Consider the following 15,408-nt stretch of genomic DNA (forward strand, 5'->3'; position numbering starts at 1 on the left):
CCCGAGGGCCGCCCGAGGGCCGCCCGAGGGCCGCGTGCGGCACTGCTGCGCGGCTTCGGTGAAAGTGCGATTCGCCCCCGTTTATCGGCGTGCCGAACGTGGCGTAGCCCAGCAATTCACCGACTCCTGCTAAAATACCCGGTTTTCCGTCGATCTATCTCCTAACGGGATCTGCCGTGCTTTCTACTGCCAACATCACGATGCAATTCGGGCCGAAGCCCCTGTTCGAGAATATCTCGGTCAAATTCGGCGAGGGCAACCGCTATGGTCTGATTGGCGCGAACGGTTGCGGCAAGTCGACGTTCATGAAGATCCTGGGCGGCGACCTGGAGCCGAGCGGCGGCAATGTCGCGCTCGAGCCGAACGTGCGCCTCGGCAAGCTGCGCCAGGACCAGTTCGCGTACGAAGACGTGCGCGTGCTCGACGTCGTCATGATGGGCCACACCGAAATGTGGGCCGCGATGAGCGAGCGTGACGCGATCTACGCGAACCCCGAAGCGACCGACGACGACTACATGCACGCGGCCGAACTCGAGGCGAAGTTCGCCGAGTACGGCGGCTATGACGCCGAAGCGCGCGCGGGCGCGCTGCTGCTCGGCATCGGCATCGAAGAGAAATTCCACAGCGGCACGATGAGCGACGTCGCGCCGGGCTGGAAGCTGCGCGTGCTGCTCGCACAGGCGCTGTTCTCGAAGCCGGACGTGCTGCTGCTCGACGAACCGACCAACAACCTCGACATCAACTCGATCCGTTGGCTCGAAGACACGCTCAACGAGTACAACTCGACGATGATCATCATCTCGCACGATCGTCACTTCCTGAACTCGGTGTGCACGCACATGGCCGACATGGACTTCGGCACGCTGAAGGTCTGGCCGGGCAACTACGACGACTACATGCTCGCGTCCGCGCAGGCCCGCGAGCGCCAGGCCGCCGCGAACGCGCGCGCGAAGGAGCGCGTTGCCGAGCTGCAGGACTTCGTGCGCCGCTTCTCGGCGAACAAGTCGAAGGCCCGCCAGGCGACGAGCCGCGCGAAGCAGATCGACAAGATCAAGATCGAGGAATTCAAGCCGTCGTCGCGCCAGAACCCGTTCATCCGCTTCGAGTACGAGAAGAAGCTGCACAACGTCGCGGTCGTCGCGGAGGAGATCACGAAGAAGTACGAGCGCACGATCTTCCAGAACTTCAACCTGTCGGTGCAGCCGGGCGAGCGGATCGCGATCATCGGCGAGAACGGCGCGGGCAAGACGACGCTGCTGCGTTCGCTGCTGGGCAACCTGGCTCTCGAGCACGGCACCGTGAAGTGGGCCGAGAACGCGAACGTCGGCTACATGCCGCAGGATACCTACGAAGAGTTCCCGAACGACATCACGCTGATGGACTGGATCGACCAGTACCGCAAGGACGGCGACGACGAGACGATGGTGCGCGGCACGCTCGGCCGCCTGCTGTTCTCGGCGGACGACATCAAGAAGTCGGTGAAGGTGCTGTCGGGCGGCGAGAAGGGCCGCATGATCTGGGGCAAGCTGATGCTCGGCCGCCACAACGTGCTGCTGATGGACGAGCCGACCAACCACATGGACATGGAATCGATCGAGTCGCTGCAGATCGCGCTCGAGAAGTTCGAAGGCACGCTGATCTTTGTTTCGCACGACCGTGAATTCGTCAGCGGCCTCGCGAACCGGATCATCGAAGTGACCACGCACGGCACGCTGAACGACTTCGGCGGCAACTACGAGGAATTCCTCGCGAGCCAGGGTCAGGCGTAAGCGGGGCAGGCGTAAGCATTACGCGCCGTTCCAGGCCAGCGTGTCGAAAAAGCCCATCCGGGGTGTCCCCGGATGGGCTTTTTGTCGTATCGGGATTCTTGGATGACGACCGATCCGGCATCCGTCGGCGCGCGGTCGCGCACCACTGAGGCGGGCGATCGCAATACGCGACCGCCCGCCGACCTGCATATCACGCACATCACGCGATGGCGACGCGTTCCTCCTGCGTCCGGTATGCGTCGAGCAGGCGCGCCCGCTTGCTCGCGACCGCCGCGATGTTCCGTTCCTTCACATGACCGAAGCCGCGGATCTCGTCCGGCAATCCGGCCAGTTGCACGGCGGCGGGCAGGCGTGCTGCATTGAGCGTCGCGCAGAACTCGTCGACGAGCGCGACATAGTCGGCGATAAGCTGCCGCTCGCCGCGTCGTTCCGCCGTTTTGCCGAACGGGTCCAGCGACGTGCCGCGCAGCCCCTTCAGGCGGGCTAGCATCCTGAACGCCGGCAGCACCCACGGACCGAAGCGTGCCTTGCGCAAATGGCCATGTTCGTCGCGTTTCGCGAACATCGGCGGCGCGAGATGGAAGCTCAGCGTGTAGTCCCGGCCCGGCTCGCCTTCGAACTGCTGCCTTAGCTTGTCGAGATAGGCCGGATCCGCATAGAGGCGGGCGACTTCGTATTCGTCCTTGTACGCCATCAGCTTCGCGAGGTTCGCGGCGACTGCGCGCGTCAGCGGCAGTGCCGGATCGCCGCCGAGCTGCGCTTCCTTCGCGCGGATCCGGTCGACCGTGCGGCGATAGGCGTGCGCGTAGCCGTCGTTCTGGTACGCGCTCAGCAGCGCTTCCCGCGCGGCGATCAGCGTGTCGAGCGGTTCGGCAGCCGGCGCGGCCGTCGGCTGCGGCGCGGCAGCGGGCCGCGCAAATGCCTGGACCGACGCTGCGCCGTGATGCGCGATGTGGCGGCCCCAGTGGAACGCGAGCCGGTTCTTGTCGACCGCGACCCCGTTGAGTTCGATCGCGCGCAGCAGCGCCGGCAGCCCGAGCGGCAGCCAGCCTTTCTGCCACGCGAAACCGAGCAGCAGCGGGTTGCTGTAGATCGTGTCGCCGAGCAGCGCGAGCGCGAGCGCATTGGCGTCGACGAACGAGCAGCCGTCGCCGATGCTGTCCAGCAATGCGGCTTCCGTTTGCACGCCCGGGAACGTCCATTTCGGGTTCTTCACGAAATCCGCGGTGGGTGTTTCGCCGCTGTTGATCGCGGCAACCGTCACGCCACGCTGCGTGCGCGACAGCACGTCGGCGGACGCCGACACGATCGCGTCGCAGCCGATCACGAGCCGGGCTTCGCCCGTCGCGATGCGGGTCGCATGCAGCGCGTCGGGCGCGGCGGCGATCTGCACGTGGCTCAGCACCGCGCCGCCTTTCTGCGCGAGGCCTGCCATGTCGAGCACGGTGACGCCCTTGCCCTCGAGGTGCGCGGCCATCCCGATCAGGCCGCCGATCGTCACGACGCCCGTTCCGCCGACGCCGGTGACGAGCACGCCATACGGCCTCGCGATTTCAGGTAGCGACGGGATCGGCAACGCGTCGGCATCCGGGCCGCCGGAGCCGGCGGTGCCGACGGTGCGTGCGGCTTGCGGCTTGCGCAGCTGCGCGCCTTCGGCGATCACGAAGCTCGGACAGAAGCCGTTCACGCACGAGAAGTCCTTGTTGCAGGACGACTGGTTGATCTTCCGCTTGGTGCCAAGCGGGGTCGGCAGCGGCTCCACGGACAGGCAATTCGACTGCACCGAGCAATCGCCGCATCCCTCGCACACCGCGTCGTTGATGAACGCGCGCCGCGCCGGGTCGGGATAGGTGCCGCGCTTGCGGCGGCGGCGCTTCTCGGTCGCGCAGGTCTGGTCGTAGATCAGGACGGTCGTGCCGGGCGTGTCGCGCAACATGCGCTGGATTTCATCGAGCCGGTCGCGATGGTGAACGTCGACGCCCGCCGGCAACACGACGCCGGCATCGTACTTGTGTGGCTCGTCGGTCACGATGACGATCCGCTTCGCGCCCTCGGCATGCACCTGATGCGCGATCTGCGGGACGGTCAGCACGCCGTCGACGGGCTGGCCGCCCGTCATCGCGACGGCGTCGTTATAGAGGATCTTGTACGTGATGTTCGCGTCGGCGGCGATCGCCGCGCGGATCGCCAGCAGCCCGGAGTGAAAATAGGTGCCGTCGCCGAGGTTCACGAACACGTGCCGGTCGCCGGAGAAGTGCATCTGGCCGATCCACGCGACGCCTTCGCCACCCATCTGGCTGAACGTCTCGGTGTTGCGGTCCATCCACATCGACATGTAGTGGCAGCCGATGCCCGCCAGGGCGCGCGAGCCTTCCGGAACGCGGGTGGACGTGTTGTGCGGGCAGCCGGAGCAGAACCACGGCTTGCGTTCGACCGACACGCGCGGCTTCGACGCTTCCCGTTCCTTAGCTTCGATGACGGCGACGCGCGCGAGCATGCGCGCGCGCACGTCGTCGGGCAGGTCCGCACGCATCAGGCGGCGGGCGATGGCTTTCGCGATCAGCGCGGGCGACAGCTCGTAATGCGCGGGCAACAGCCAGTTGCCGCGCGGCACCGACCATTCGCCGCCTTCGTTGTCGCGCTCGTCGAACTTGCCGTAGATCTTCGGGCGAACGTCCTCGCGCCAGTTGTACAGCTCCTCCTTCAGCGCGTACTCGAGAATCTGCCGCTTCTCCTCGACGACCAGGATCTCTTCCAGCCCCGTCGCGAACGCACGCGCATCCTGTGCATCCAGCGGCCACACACAGCCCACTTTCAGCACGCGCACGCCGATCTGCGCACAGATGTCGTCGTCGAGGCCGAGGTCGCTGAGCGCCTGGCGCACGTCCAGATATGCCTTGCCCGCCGTGATGATGCCGAAGCGCGGCGTCGGCGAGTCGATCACCACGCGATTGAGCTTGTTCGCGCGCACGTAGGCGAGCGCCGCATACCATTTCTCGTCGAGCAGCCGCGCTTCCTGCGCGAGCGGCGCATCGGGCCAGCGGATATTGAGGCCGCCGGCCGGCAGCGCATGGTCGGCCGGCGTGACGATCTGCACGCGGTCCGGATCGAGATCGACCGACGCGGTCGATTCGATCACGTCGGTCACGCACTTCATCGCGACCCACAGGCCCGAGTAGCGGCTCATCGCCCAGCCGTGCAGCCCGTAGTCGAGGTATTCCTGCACGTTCGCCGGATACAGCACGGGCATGCCCGCCGCGATGAACGCGTGCTCGGACTGGTGGGCGACCGATGACGACTTGGCCGCATGATCGTCGCCGGCAAGGACGAGCACGCCGCCGCGCGCGTCGCTGCCCGCGGAGTTCGCGTGCTTGAACACGTCGCCGGTCCGGTCGACGCCCGGCCCCTTGCCGTACCACATGCCGAACACGCCGTCGCGCTTGGCGCCCGGCCACAGGTTGATCTGCTGCGTTCCCCATACGGCGGTTGCGGCCAGGTCCTCGTTGACGCCGGGCTGGAACACGACATCGTTGGCCTCGAGGTGCTTCTTCGCCTTCCACAGCGACTGGTCGAGCGCGCCGAGCGGGGAGCCGCGGTAGCCGGAGATGAACCCGGCGGTATCGAGCCCGGCCTTGCGGTCGCGTGCCTTCTGCAGCATCGGCAGCCGCACGAGGGCCTGCGTGCCGCTGATATAGACGCGGCCTTTTTCCAGCGTGTACTTGTCGTCGAGGGATACGGCGGCGTCGTGCAGCGCGGACGCGGCAGCGACGCTCGGGGCGGGGGCGTTCATGGCGATCTGTCTCCGGTCGTACTATTTTTCGCCGAGTATAGGAAGCCGATTTGCTATCGTAAAATCACAAATAGCAAACTCTGGTATGCGAAAAACAGATGGCATTCGATCTCACGCTCCGGCAGCTCCGGTACTTCGTGGCCGCCGCACAAACCGGGCAGTTCTCGATGGCGGCGGCCAACGAGCACGTATCGCAGTCCGCGATCACGAACGCGGTGCTCGCGCTGGAAAACGGGCTCGGCATGCGCTTGTTCGAGCGATTGCCGCAGGGTGTCGCGCTGACGCCCGACGGCCAGGATTTCTACAACCACGCACGGCGCGTGCTGGATGCCGCGCGCGATGCCGTGCACAAGCCGCCGTTCCGTTCGCACGACCTGCGCGGCACGGTGCGGATCGCGGCGTCGTACACGCTGCTCGGCTATTTCCTGCCGGAACTGCTCGCGCGCTTTCGTACGACCTATCCGTACATCGAGTTCGACCTGCGCGACATGGAACGGGCGGATATCGAGGCGGCGGTCCTCGATGACGCGGTCGACATGGGGGTCGTGCTGCTGTCGAACGTCGAGCGGCCGGGCCGGTTCGACAGCCAGGTGCTGATCCGGTCGCGGCGGCAGCTGTGGGTCGCGCCGTCGCATCCGCTCGCGCAGCTGCGGGCACCGTCGCTGGCGGATATCGCCGGCTATCCGTACATCCTGATTACCGTCGACGAAGGCGAGCAGTCGACGCTACGGTACTGGCGGGAGGCCGGCGTCGCGCCGAACATCGCGTTTCGCACGTCGTCGATGGAAGCGCTGCGCGGACTCGTCGCGCACGGCTTCGGCGTGACGATCCTGTCGGACATGGTGTTTCGCCCGTGGTCGCTCGAGGGCAAGCGCATCGAAGCGCGGCCCGTGCACGACGCGGTCCCGCAAATGGACGCGGGCATGATCTGGCGGAAGAAGGGCAAGCTCCCGGAGCCGGCGATGGCGTTGCAGCAGTTCCTGATCCACGCGTGCGGGACCTGAAGCACGGGACCGGAAGCACGCGCGGCGGCCCGCGCTCGTCAATCCGTCGTCAATCGGCGAGCCGCTGGTCCGCGAGCGCCTTGCAGCAGTCCTCGTACACCCACTGCACGAGCTTCGCCTGATAGTTCAGGTCGTCGGTATCGACGATTTCCTCGACCGCGTCGCGCGCCCAGGACGCGTCGACGAACCCTGCATGGCGCTTCGCGATGTCCTGTGCGATTGCCGACAGCTTCGCGATCGCGAGCCAGTCAGCCTGCCGATGGTGGCGGTCGAGCCAGCGATGCGCGGCCTGGACCGCGAACGCCGCATCCGGCCACGCTTCGTTCAGGTAAAACGCGCCGAGATTGCCGCAGGTGAGCCAGCAAAGGAGTTCGAGGCGGTCGTGCGAACTGAGGGTAGGGTGTGCGTCAGTCATGGCAGCGCTCGCGAAATGCGTCGATTCCGGGTGGCGCCGGGCGCAACGGGCCGGTGCCGATAATAAAAACATAGCACGATGCGGGCCATGTCGCGCACCCGGGCTGTTGCGGATCCCGCCGCGTCGCGCGTGCCGGACGGGAAAGCGTGCGGGCCGTCACGCTTTGCCGTGCACTCGCTAAAATGTCCGCTTCCATGGAGACGGAACACGACGATGAAAACCTACGAGCAGTTCTATATCGACGGCGCGTGGCGCCAGCCGGCGGGCGCCGGCACGATCGACGTGATCGACTCGGGCACCGAAGCCGTGATCGGCCGGATTCCGGAAGGCCAGCCCGCTGACGCGCAGGCAGCGATCCGCGCGGCGCGCACCGCATTCGACAGCTGGGCGGCGACCCCGCCCGCAACCCGCGCCGCTTACCTGCGCAAGATCGCCGAGCACCTGCAGGCGCGCAGCGAGGACCTGGCCCAGGCGATCACGGGCGAAGTCGGGATGCCGATCAAGCTGTCGCGCGCGATCCAGGTCGGCGGGCCGATCTACAACTGGAACGCCTACGCGAAGCTCGCGGAGTCGTTCGAATTCGAGGCGAAAGTCGGCAACTCGCTCGTCGTGCGCGAGCCGGTCGGCGTCGTCGCGGCGATCACGCCGTGGAACTACCCGCTCAACCAGGTCACGCTGAAGGTCGCGCCGGCGCTCGCGGCCGGCTGCACGGTCGTCCTCAAGCCGTCGGAAGTCGCGCCGCTCAACGCGTTCATGCTCGCCGAAGCGATCCATGAGGCAGGGCTGCCGGCCGGCGTGTTCAACCTCGTGTGCGGCTACGGGCCGGTCGTCGGCGAAGTGCTCGCGACCGATCCCGACGTCGACATGGTGTCGTTCACGGGCTCGACGCGCGCGGGCAAGCGCGTGGCCGAGCTGGCCGCGGCGAGCGTGAAGCGCGTCGCGCTCGAACTCGGCGGCAAGTCGGCATCGGTGATCCTCGACGACGCCGACTTCGCGGCGGCGGTGAAGGGCACGGTCAACGCGTGCTACCTGAACGCCGGCCAGACCTGCTCCGCGCACACGCGGATGCTCGTGCCGGAAGCGCGCTATGACGAGGCGCGCGCGCTCGCGAAGAGCGCGGCCGAAGCGTATGTCGCGGGCGACCCGCGCGAGGACGCGACGCGCCTCGGCGCGCTCGCGTCGGCGGTGCAGCAGCAGCGCGTGCAGGCATACATCCAGCGCGGCATCGACGAAGGCGCCGAACTCGTGACGGGCGGGGTCGGCCTGCCGGACGGCATCGCGAAGGGCTTCTTCGTGAAGCCGACCGTGTTCGGCCGCGTCGATCCGAAATCGACGATCGCGCAGGAGGAAATCTTCGGGCCCGTGCTGTCGATCATCACGTATCGCGACGAGGACGAAGCGGTGCGCATCGCGAACGATTCGCCGTACGGCCTCGGCGGCGCGGTCTGGGCCGGCAGCGACGAGCATGCGATGGCCGTCGCGCGGCGCATCCGCACCGGGCAGGTCGACATCAACGGCGGCACGTGGAACATGGCCGCGCCGTTCGGCGGGTTCAAGCAGTCGGGGCACGGCCGCGAGAACGGCGTGTACGGGCTCGAGGAATACCTCGAATACAAGTCGCTGCAGCTCAAGACGCAAAAGCAGGCCTGAGCGGCTCGCCGCGGCGCACTCGGAACGGCACGCATTGCGCGTGCCGTTTTTTTTATTGACGCCGCGCAAGGTGCGCGCCAGCGGATCGTCGATCATCGCGGTTCCCGCCGTTCGATGAGGTTTCCGATGTCCGCACGCTGTTCCTTTCCGCCGCTCGTGATCCGCGGCCGTTCGTTGCTGCCGATCGTGCAAGGCGGCATGGGCGTGGGCATTTCCGCGCACCGTCTCGCGGGCAGCGTCGCGCGCGAAGGCGCAATCGGCACGATCGCGAGCATCGACCTGCGCCATCACCACGCGGACCTGCTCGCGCGCTGCCGCGCGCAACCGGACCGCGCGACGCTCGAAGCCGCGAACCTCGACGCGCTCGCGCGCGAGATCCGTCTCGCGAAGACCTACGGCGAAGGGCGCGGGATGATCGCCGTCAACGTGATGAAGGCAGTCAGCGCGCACGCGGACTACGTGCGCGTTGCGTGCGACGAGGGCGCGGACGCGATCGTGATGGGCGCGGGGCTGCCGCTCGACCTGCCGGATCTGACGCACGGGCACGACATCGCACTGATTCCGATCCTGTCGGACAGCCGCGGCATCGCGCTCGTGTTGAAGAAATGGATGAAGAAGGGCCGCTTGCCGGACGCGATCGTGATCGAGCATCCCGCGCACGCGGGCGGCCATCTCGGCGTCACGCAGCTCGACGACATGCACGACGCGCGCTTCGATTTCGCGCGCGTGCTCGACGAGACGTCACAGGTGATCGCGTCGCTCGGGCTCGCGCGCGAGCAGATCCCGCTGATCGTCGCCGGCGGGATCAACAGCCATCACGCGGTGCGCGATGCGCTCGCCGCCGGCGCGAATGGCGTGCAGGTCGGCACACCGTTCGCCGTGACCGAGGAGGGCGACGCGCATCCGAATTTCAAGCGCGTGCTCGCCGATGCGCAGCCCGACGACATCGTCGAGTTCGTCAGCGTGACGGGCCTGCCGGCGCGCGCGGTGAACACGCCGTGGCTCGCGCGCTATCTGCGCAACGAGAAGCGCATTCGCGACAAGCTCGGCGCGCTGAAGCAACGCTGTCCGACCGCGCTCGAATGCCTGAGCGTATGCGGGTTGCGCGACGGCATCGAAAAATTCGGCCACTTCTGCATCGATACGCGTCTCGCCGCCGCATTGCGTGGCGAGGTGTCGAACGGCCTGTTCTTCCGTGGTCGTGAAGCGCTGCCGTTCGGCCGCGCGATCCGCAGCGTGCGCGATCTGCTCGACCTGCTGCTGACGGGCAACGCAGCCGAGCCTGCGACAAACCGTCCTGCGTTTACGCTGGCTTGACGGATATCAAGATGCGGGAAAGACCCTACATACAAAATGGAGTCCATTCATTGGGGGTCCATAAGATGCAAGACACGATTCGAAAATTTGTCACTGCCGCGGCGTGCGCCGCAAGTCTCGTTGCGATGCCGTCGCTGTCGCACGCGGCGTCGCCGGGCGACGGGATCAACCAGGGCGATGTGCTCGTGCGGCTGCGCGCGATCAGCATCCAGCCGAACGAGCGCGCCAGCGACACGCTCGGCGCGCTCAACGTCGGCGTGAACAACGCGATCGTGCCCGAGCTCGATTTCACGTACATGATTCGCGACTATCTCGGCGTCGAACTGATTCTCGGCACGTCGCGGCACCAGCTCACGTCGAGCCTCGGCAATCTTGGCGGCGTGAACGTGCTGCCGCCGACGCTGCTGCTGCAATACCACTTCAACCATGCCGGCAAGGTGCGTCCGTATGTCGGCGCAGGCCTGAACTACACGTACTTCTACAACAACGGGATCAACGTCGGCGGCGAAGGCGTGTCGATCAACAAGAGCAGCTTCGGTCCCGCGCTGCAGTTCGGCGTCGACGTGCAACTGACGAAGCGGACGTTCGTGAACTTCGACATCAAGAAGCTCTGGATGAGCACCGATGCGACGCTCGGCGACAAGGGCATCGGCACGCTGCACATCGATCCGCTGATCGTCGGTGTGGGCGTCGGGATGAAGTTCTGAACGCGCAATAGAACAGAGTTGGGGTTGGGCGGCATGGCGGTACGCATGCCGCTTTTTTTTGCCCGGCGGATTTACAGCTTGTCGTACTGAAAGCGCATTGCCGTGCCTTCGCGGGTGATGCGTTCCCACACCGCGCGCTTTTCGTCTTCGCTCAGGAACACCCAGTTCGAGACTTCGCCGGCCGTGCGGCCGCAACCCTTGCAGACTTCGTCGAAGAGGGTCGAGCAGACGCCGATGCAGGGGCTGTCGGGGAGGTCGTGGAGATTGGAGGCCATCGGGAAGGTTCGCACGGGAAAAACGTCAGGCGCCCATTTTAATGCAATGCGGCCCGTGACTTCCGGCAGCTTGCATCCGCGGGCCGGCACCCGTCCATTTTTCCGCATTTTCCGGATGGACACGCGCGAATTACCCGATAGAATTTCCCCCGGAATGCCCCGCAGCGCAGGCCGCCACGACGCCGGACGAAAGGAATCTGTTCCGTTTGCGCGACATCGGCATGATTTTTTTGTGACGGACGGCGAATAGTGGTAGCGTTCGGGGTTTTCGAGGGGCGGAGCGGGCCAACACGCGCCGCCATGGCGAGGCAGACGACAGCCGGACAAGGGTTCCGGCCGGATGGGGAGAACGGGATGAAAGCAAAAGTGGCGGGCCGGTTCGCGGCGCTCGCGCTGTGCGTGGGCGCATCGGCGGCAGCAGCGAAGGATACGCAACTCAATGTTTACAACTGGTCGGACTACATTGCGAAGGACACGATCCCGAACTTCGAGAAGCAGACCGGCATCAAGGTCCGCTACGACAACTACGACAGCGACGACACGCTGCAGGCGAAGCTGCTGACGGGCAGCTCGGGCTACGACATCGTCGTGCCGACCAGCAACTACGCCGGCAAGCAGATCGCGGCCGGCATCTTCACGCCGCTCGACAAGTCGAAGCTGCCGAACCTCAAGTATCTCGACCCGCAGCTGATGGCGCTCGTCGCCGGCGCCGATCCGGGCAACAAGTTCGCGGTGCCCTGGGCGTACGGCACGACGGGTCTCGCTTACAACGTCAACAAGGCACAGCAGGTCCTCGGCAAGGTGCCGCTCGACAACTGGGACATCCTGTTCAAGCCGGAAAACATCTCGAAGCTGAAGACCTGCGGCGTGTCGGTGCTCGACGCGCCGGACCAGATGTTCGCGGCGGCGCTGCACTACATCGGCAAGGATCCGATGAGCACGAACCCGGCCGACTACCAGGCCGCGATGCAGGTGCTGAAGAAGATCCGCCCGTACATCACGCAGTTCAACTCGTCGGGCTACATCAACGACCTGGTCGGCGGCGACATCTGCTTCGCGTTCGGCTGGTCGGGCGACGTCGTGATCGCGAAGCATCGCGCGATCGAAGCGAAGAAGCCGTACAAGGTCGAGTACTACATCCCGAAGGGCGGCGCGCCGGTCTGGTTCGACGTGATGGCGATCCCGAAGGACGCGAAGGACAAGGATGCCGCGCTGCAGTGGATCAACTACATCGAGGATCCGAAGGTGCACGCGGCGATCACGAACGCGGTGTACTACCCGAGCGCGAACGCCGAAGCGCGCAAGTACGTGAAGCCCGACGTCGCGAACGACCCGGCCGTCTACCCGCCGGCCGACGTCGTGAAGACGCTGTTCCTGCTCAAGCCGCTGCCGCCCGAGATCCAGCGTCTGCAGACGCGTCTGTGGACCGAGCTGAAGTCGGGCCGCTGACGCGAACCGCAGTTGCGCAAGCAGTCATGAAGCCCCTGGCAACCCCGGGGGCTTTGTTCGTCAAACGCAGGAGAGAAGCAGCACATCATGAATAGCCAGTCGAGTGCGCCGGTTGCGAGCGCGCCGTCCTTCGTTCCTTCGTCCGGAGCCGATCCGCGCGCCGAGAACTTTGTCCAGATCATCGACGTCGTCAAGAAATTCGGCGAGACCGAAGCGGTGCGCAGCGTCAACCTGACGGTGCGCAAAGGCGAGCTGTTTGCGCTGCTCGGCAGCTCGGGCTGCGGCAAGTCGACCCTGTTGCGGATGCTCGCGGGCCTCGAGACGGTCACGTCGGGCAAGATCCTGATCGACGGCGAGGATCTCGCGCAGATGCCGCCGTACAAGCGGCCCGTGAACATGATGTTCCAGTCGTACGCGCTGTTCCCGCACATGACGGTCGAAGCGAACGTCGCGTTCGGCCTGAAGCAGGAAGGCGTGCCGAAGGCCGAGCTGAAGGAGCGCGTGCACACGGCGCTCGAGCTCGTGCAGATGGGCAAGTTCGCGAAGCGCAAGCCGCACCAGCTGTCGGGCGGCCAGCAGCAGCGCGTCGCGCTCGCGCGCTCGCTCGTGAAGCGCCCGAAGCTGCTGCTGCTCGACGAGCCGATGTCGGCGCTCGACAAGCAGATCCGCCAGCGCACGCAGATCGAGCTCGTCAACATCCTGAACAAGGTCGGTGTCACCTGCATCATGGTCACGCACGACCAGGAAGAGGCGATGACGATGGCGAACCGGCTCGCGGTGATGAGCGAAGGCCAGATCGTCCAGATCGGTACGCCGAACGAAGTCTACGAATACCCGAACACGCGTTTCTCGGCCGAGTTCATCGGCTCGACCAACCTGTTCGACGGCATCACCGTCGAGGACGAGCCCGATCACGTGTTCATCGAGTCGCCGGGCCTGCCGTGCCGGCTGTACGTGAACCACGGCATCACCGGCCCGCTCGGCATGCCGGTCACGGTGTCGGTGCGCCCCGAGCGCATCGCGCTCACGCGCAAGCCGCCCGAAGGCGCGTTCAACTGGGCGCGCGGCCGGATCTCGAACGTCGCGTACATGGGCGGGTATTCGCTGTATCACGTGAAGCTCGACGGCGGCAAGACGGTGATCGCGAACGTATCGAGCCTCGCGATCTCGGAGCTCGAGACGCCGGCGCTCGGCGACGAGATCTACGTGCGCTGGAGCGCATCGGCGGGCGTGGTGCTGACCTCATGATCGCGCTCAAGTCCCTGCTCAACTGGCCCGTGAAGCGTTTCAACCTGACCGGCCGCACCGCGGTCGTAGCGGGCCCGTTCACGTGGCTCGTGCTGTTCTTCCTCGTGCCGTTCGTGCTGGTCGTCAAGATCAGCTTCGCGGAGCTGCAGCTCGGCATCCCGCCGTACTCGGAACTTACGACGTACACCGACGGCGTCGTGCACATCGCGCTGAACCTGTCGCACTACGCGTTCCTGCTGACCGACAGCCTGTACTTCGCGACCTACGTGAACTCGGTGCTGGTCGCCGCGATCACGACGCTGCTGTGCCTGCTGATCGGCTATCCGATGGCGTACTACATCGCGCGCTCGAACCCGGCGACCCGCAACCTGCTGATGATGGGCGTGATGTTGCCGTTCTGGACGTCGTTCCTGATCCGCGTGTATGCGTGGATCGGCATCCTGAAGAACAACGGTCTCCTGAACAACTTCCTGATGGGAATCGGCCTGATCCATACGCCGATCGAGCTGTACCGCACGAACTATGCGGTCTACATCGGGATGGTGTATTCGTACCTGCCGTTCCTCGTGATGCCGCTCTATGCGCACCTCGTGAAGATGGACCTGCGCCTGCTCGAAGCCGCGTACGACCTCGGCGCGAAGCCGTGGAAGGCGTTCGTGCAGATCACGCTGCCGCTGTCGAAGAACGGGATCATCGCGGGCTGCCTGCTGGTGTTCATCCCGGCGGTCGGCGAATACGTGATTCCGGAACTGCTCGGCGGCGCGAACACGCTGATGATCGGCCGCGTGATGTGGAACGAGTTCTTCAATAACGCGGACTGGCCGATGGCGTCAGCGGTCACGTGCGCGATGGTGCTGCTGCTGCTCGTGCCGATGGCGATGTTCCAGCGTTTCCAGGCCAAGGAGCAGGAGGGCCGCGGTCAATGAAGCCGAATCGTTTCCTGCAGTTCGCGGTGCTGTTTGCCGGTTTCGCGTTCCTGTACATCCCGATCGTCAGCCTGATCGTCTATTCGTTCAACGAGTCGAAGCTCGTCACAGTGTGGTCCGGCTTCTCGTTGCGCTGGTACTCGGCGCTCGTCGACGACGACGAGCTGCTCACCGCCGCGTGGCTGTCGCTGAAGATCGGCCTGATGACCGCTACCGCGTCCGTGGTGATCGGCACGTGGGCGGGCTTCGTGCTCGCGCGGATGGGGCGCTTCCGGGGCTTCGCGCTGTTCAGCGGGATGATCAACGCGCCGCTCGTGATTCCGGAGGTGATCCAGGGGATCTCGCTGCTGCTGCTGTTCATCGAGCTCGGCAAGTGGATCGGCTGGCCGGCCGAGCGCGGCATCTTCACGATCTGGCTCGGCCACGTGATGCTGTGCATCTCTTACGTCGCGATCATCGTGCAGTCGCGCGTGCGCGAGCTGAACCCGTCGCTCGAGGAAGCCGCGCTCGATCTGGGTGCAACGCCGCTCAAGGTGTTCTTCATGATCACGCTGCCGCTGATCTCGCAGGCGCTGATCGCCGGATGGCTGCTGTCGTTCACGCTGTCGATCGACGACCTCGTGCTGTCGGCGTTCCTGTCGGGCCCCGGCTCGACGACGCTGCCGCTCGTGGTGTTCTCGCGCGTGCGGCTCGGCCTGAATCCGGAGATGAACGCGCTGGCGACGCTGCTGATCGTCGCGGTGACGGCCGGCGTCGTGCTCGCGAACTTCGTGATGCTGCGCCAGGAGCGCAAGCGGTTGGCGTTCGCGACCTGACGCGCAGCGCTGCTGCCGTAATGAAAAACGCCCGGTGCCGACG

12 protein-coding genes are annotated in these 15,408 nt (G+C 65.8%); 9 read left to right on the forward strand and 3 right to left on the reverse strand.

The features are described 5' to 3' along the window. The first annotated feature begins 176 nt into the window (after window positions 1-176). Entirely contained in the window at window positions 177-1,769 is a 1,593-nt protein-coding gene (locus tag DID96_RS27865) for an ABC-F family ATPase (protein ID WP_124602455.1), read from the forward strand. Window positions 1,770-1,968: 199 nt separating this feature from the next. On the opposite strand, the gene DID96_RS27870 is transcribed toward DID96_RS27865, so the two are convergent. Then, window positions 1,969-5,559, reverse strand: coding sequence for an indolepyruvate ferredoxin oxidoreductase family protein (locus DID96_RS27870; protein ID WP_124602456.1), 3,591 nt, complete (start codon window positions 5,557-5,559; stop codon window positions 1,969-1,971). A gap of 98 nt (window positions 5,560-5,657) precedes the next feature. Here DID96_RS27870 and DID96_RS27875 point away from each other — a divergent pair, with 98 nt between their 5' ends. Then, on the forward strand, window positions 5,658-6,563 hold the full coding sequence (locus tag DID96_RS27875) for a LysR family transcriptional regulator (RefSeq protein ID WP_124602457.1): 906 nt from the start codon (window positions 5,658-5,660) through the stop codon (window positions 6,561-6,563). Window positions 6,564-6,612: 49 nt separating this feature from the next. On the opposite strand, the gene DID96_RS27880 is transcribed toward DID96_RS27875, so the two are convergent. Next, the gene (locus DID96_RS27880; protein WP_124602458.1) at window positions 6,613-6,978 is read right to left on the reverse strand and encodes a hypothetical protein; all 366 of its coding nucleotides are present in this window, start codon (window positions 6,976-6,978) and stop codon (window positions 6,613-6,615) included. A 213-nt stretch (window positions 6,979-7,191) separates the two neighbouring features. Here DID96_RS27880 and DID96_RS27885 point away from each other — a divergent pair, with 213 nt between their 5' ends. The 3 genes from DID96_RS27885 to DID96_RS27895 all read left to right on the forward strand — a co-directional run bounded on the left by DID96_RS27885 (window position 7,192) and on the right by DID96_RS27895 (window position 10,652). Then, the gene (locus tag DID96_RS27885) at window positions 7,192-8,628 is read left to right on the forward strand and encodes an aldehyde dehydrogenase family protein (RefSeq protein WP_124602459.1); all 1,437 of its coding nucleotides are present in this window, start codon (window positions 7,192-7,194) and stop codon (window positions 8,626-8,628) included. 126 nt (window positions 8,629-8,754) lie between these two features. Next, complete coding sequence (locus tag DID96_RS27890; protein WP_124602460.1) at window positions 8,755-9,945, forward strand: nitronate monooxygenase family protein; 1,191 nt, start codon at window positions 8,755-8,757, stop codon at window positions 9,943-9,945. A 65-nt stretch (window positions 9,946-10,010) separates the two neighbouring features. Further along, on the forward strand, window positions 10,011-10,652 hold the full coding sequence (locus tag DID96_RS27895) for an OmpW family protein (RefSeq protein ID WP_124602461.1): 642 nt from the start codon (window positions 10,011-10,013) through the stop codon (window positions 10,650-10,652). 71 nt (window positions 10,653-10,723) lie between these two features. Here the strand turns inward: DID96_RS27895 and DID96_RS27900 are convergent, their stop codons facing one another. After that, entirely contained in the window at window positions 10,724-10,927 is a 204-nt protein-coding gene (locus tag DID96_RS27900; protein ID WP_124602462.1) for a DUF1289 domain-containing protein, read from the reverse strand. 354 nt (window positions 10,928-11,281) lie between these two features. Between DID96_RS27900 and DID96_RS27905 the strand changes: the two genes are divergently transcribed. The 4 genes from DID96_RS27905 to DID96_RS27920 all read left to right on the forward strand — a co-directional run bounded on the left by DID96_RS27905 (window position 11,282) and on the right by DID96_RS27920 (window position 15,365). Beyond that, window positions 11,282-12,376 carry a polyamine ABC transporter substrate-binding protein gene (locus DID96_RS27905; RefSeq protein WP_124602463.1) on the forward strand — a complete coding sequence of 365 codons (1,095 nt, stop codon included), beginning with the start codon at window positions 11,282-11,284 and terminating at the stop codon, window positions 12,374-12,376. 87 nt (window positions 12,377-12,463) lie between these two features. Next, a complete protein-coding gene (locus DID96_RS27910; RefSeq protein ID WP_124602464.1) occupies window positions 12,464-13,624 on the forward strand; it encodes an ABC transporter ATP-binding protein in 1,161 nt (386 codons plus the stop codon). Next, window positions 13,621-14,550 carry an ABC transporter permease subunit gene (locus tag DID96_RS27915; protein ID WP_124602465.1) on the forward strand — a complete coding sequence of 310 codons (930 nt, stop codon included), beginning with the start codon at window positions 13,621-13,623 and terminating at the stop codon, window positions 14,548-14,550. The genes DID96_RS27910 and DID96_RS27915 overlap by 4 nt, the downstream gene beginning before the upstream one ends. Next, complete coding sequence (locus DID96_RS27920) at window positions 14,547-15,365, forward strand: ABC transporter permease subunit (RefSeq protein ID WP_124602466.1); 819 nt, start codon at window positions 14,547-14,549, stop codon at window positions 15,363-15,365. The genes DID96_RS27915 and DID96_RS27920 overlap by 4 nt, the downstream gene beginning before the upstream one ends. Window positions 15,366-15,408 lie beyond the last annotated feature (43 nt).

The organism is Burkholderia sp. Bp8963, from assembly GCF_003854275.1.
In the GTDB taxonomy this organism is placed as follows: Bacteria; Pseudomonadota; Gammaproteobacteria; order Burkholderiales; family Burkholderiaceae; genus Burkholderia.

What these genes read in the sequence shown, in the direction of transcription:
- DID96_RS27910 (WP_124602464.1), top strand. Translation starts at nt 12,464, where the DNA reads ATGAATAGCCAGTCGAGTGCGCCGGTTGCGAGCGCGCCGTCCTTCGTT.
- DID96_RS27890 (WP_124602460.1), top strand. Translation starts at nt 8,755, where the DNA reads ATGTCCGCACGCTGTTCCTTTCCGCCGCTCGTGATCCGCGGCCGTTCG.
- DID96_RS27900 (WP_124602462.1), bottom strand. Translation starts at nt 10,927, where the DNA reads ATGGCCTCCAATCTCCACGACCTCCCCGACAGCCCCTGCATCGGCGTC.
- DID96_RS27895 (WP_124602461.1), top strand. Translation starts at nt 10,011, where the DNA reads ATGCAAGACACGATTCGAAAATTTGTCACTGCCGCGGCGTGCGCCGCA.
- DID96_RS27880 (WP_124602458.1), bottom strand. Translation starts at nt 6,978, where the DNA reads ATGACTGACGCACACCCTACCCTCAGTTCGCACGACCGCCTCGAACTC.
- DID96_RS27870 (WP_124602456.1), bottom strand. Translation starts at nt 5,559, where the DNA reads ATGAACGCCCCCGCCCCGAGCGTCGCTGCCGCGTCCGCGCTGCACGAC.
- DID96_RS27915 (WP_124602465.1), top strand. Translation starts at nt 13,621, where the DNA reads ATGATCGCGCTCAAGTCCCTGCTCAACTGGCCCGTGAAGCGTTTCAAC.
- DID96_RS27875 (WP_124602457.1), top strand. Translation starts at nt 5,658, where the DNA reads ATGGCATTCGATCTCACGCTCCGGCAGCTCCGGTACTTCGTGGCCGCC.
- DID96_RS27885 (WP_124602459.1), top strand. Translation starts at nt 7,192, where the DNA reads ATGAAAACCTACGAGCAGTTCTATATCGACGGCGCGTGGCGCCAGCCG.
- DID96_RS27905 (WP_124602463.1), top strand. Translation starts at nt 11,282, where the DNA reads ATGAAAGCAAAAGTGGCGGGCCGGTTCGCGGCGCTCGCGCTGTGCGTG.
- DID96_RS27920 (WP_124602466.1), top strand. Translation starts at nt 14,547, where the DNA reads ATGAAGCCGAATCGTTTCCTGCAGTTCGCGGTGCTGTTTGCCGGTTTC.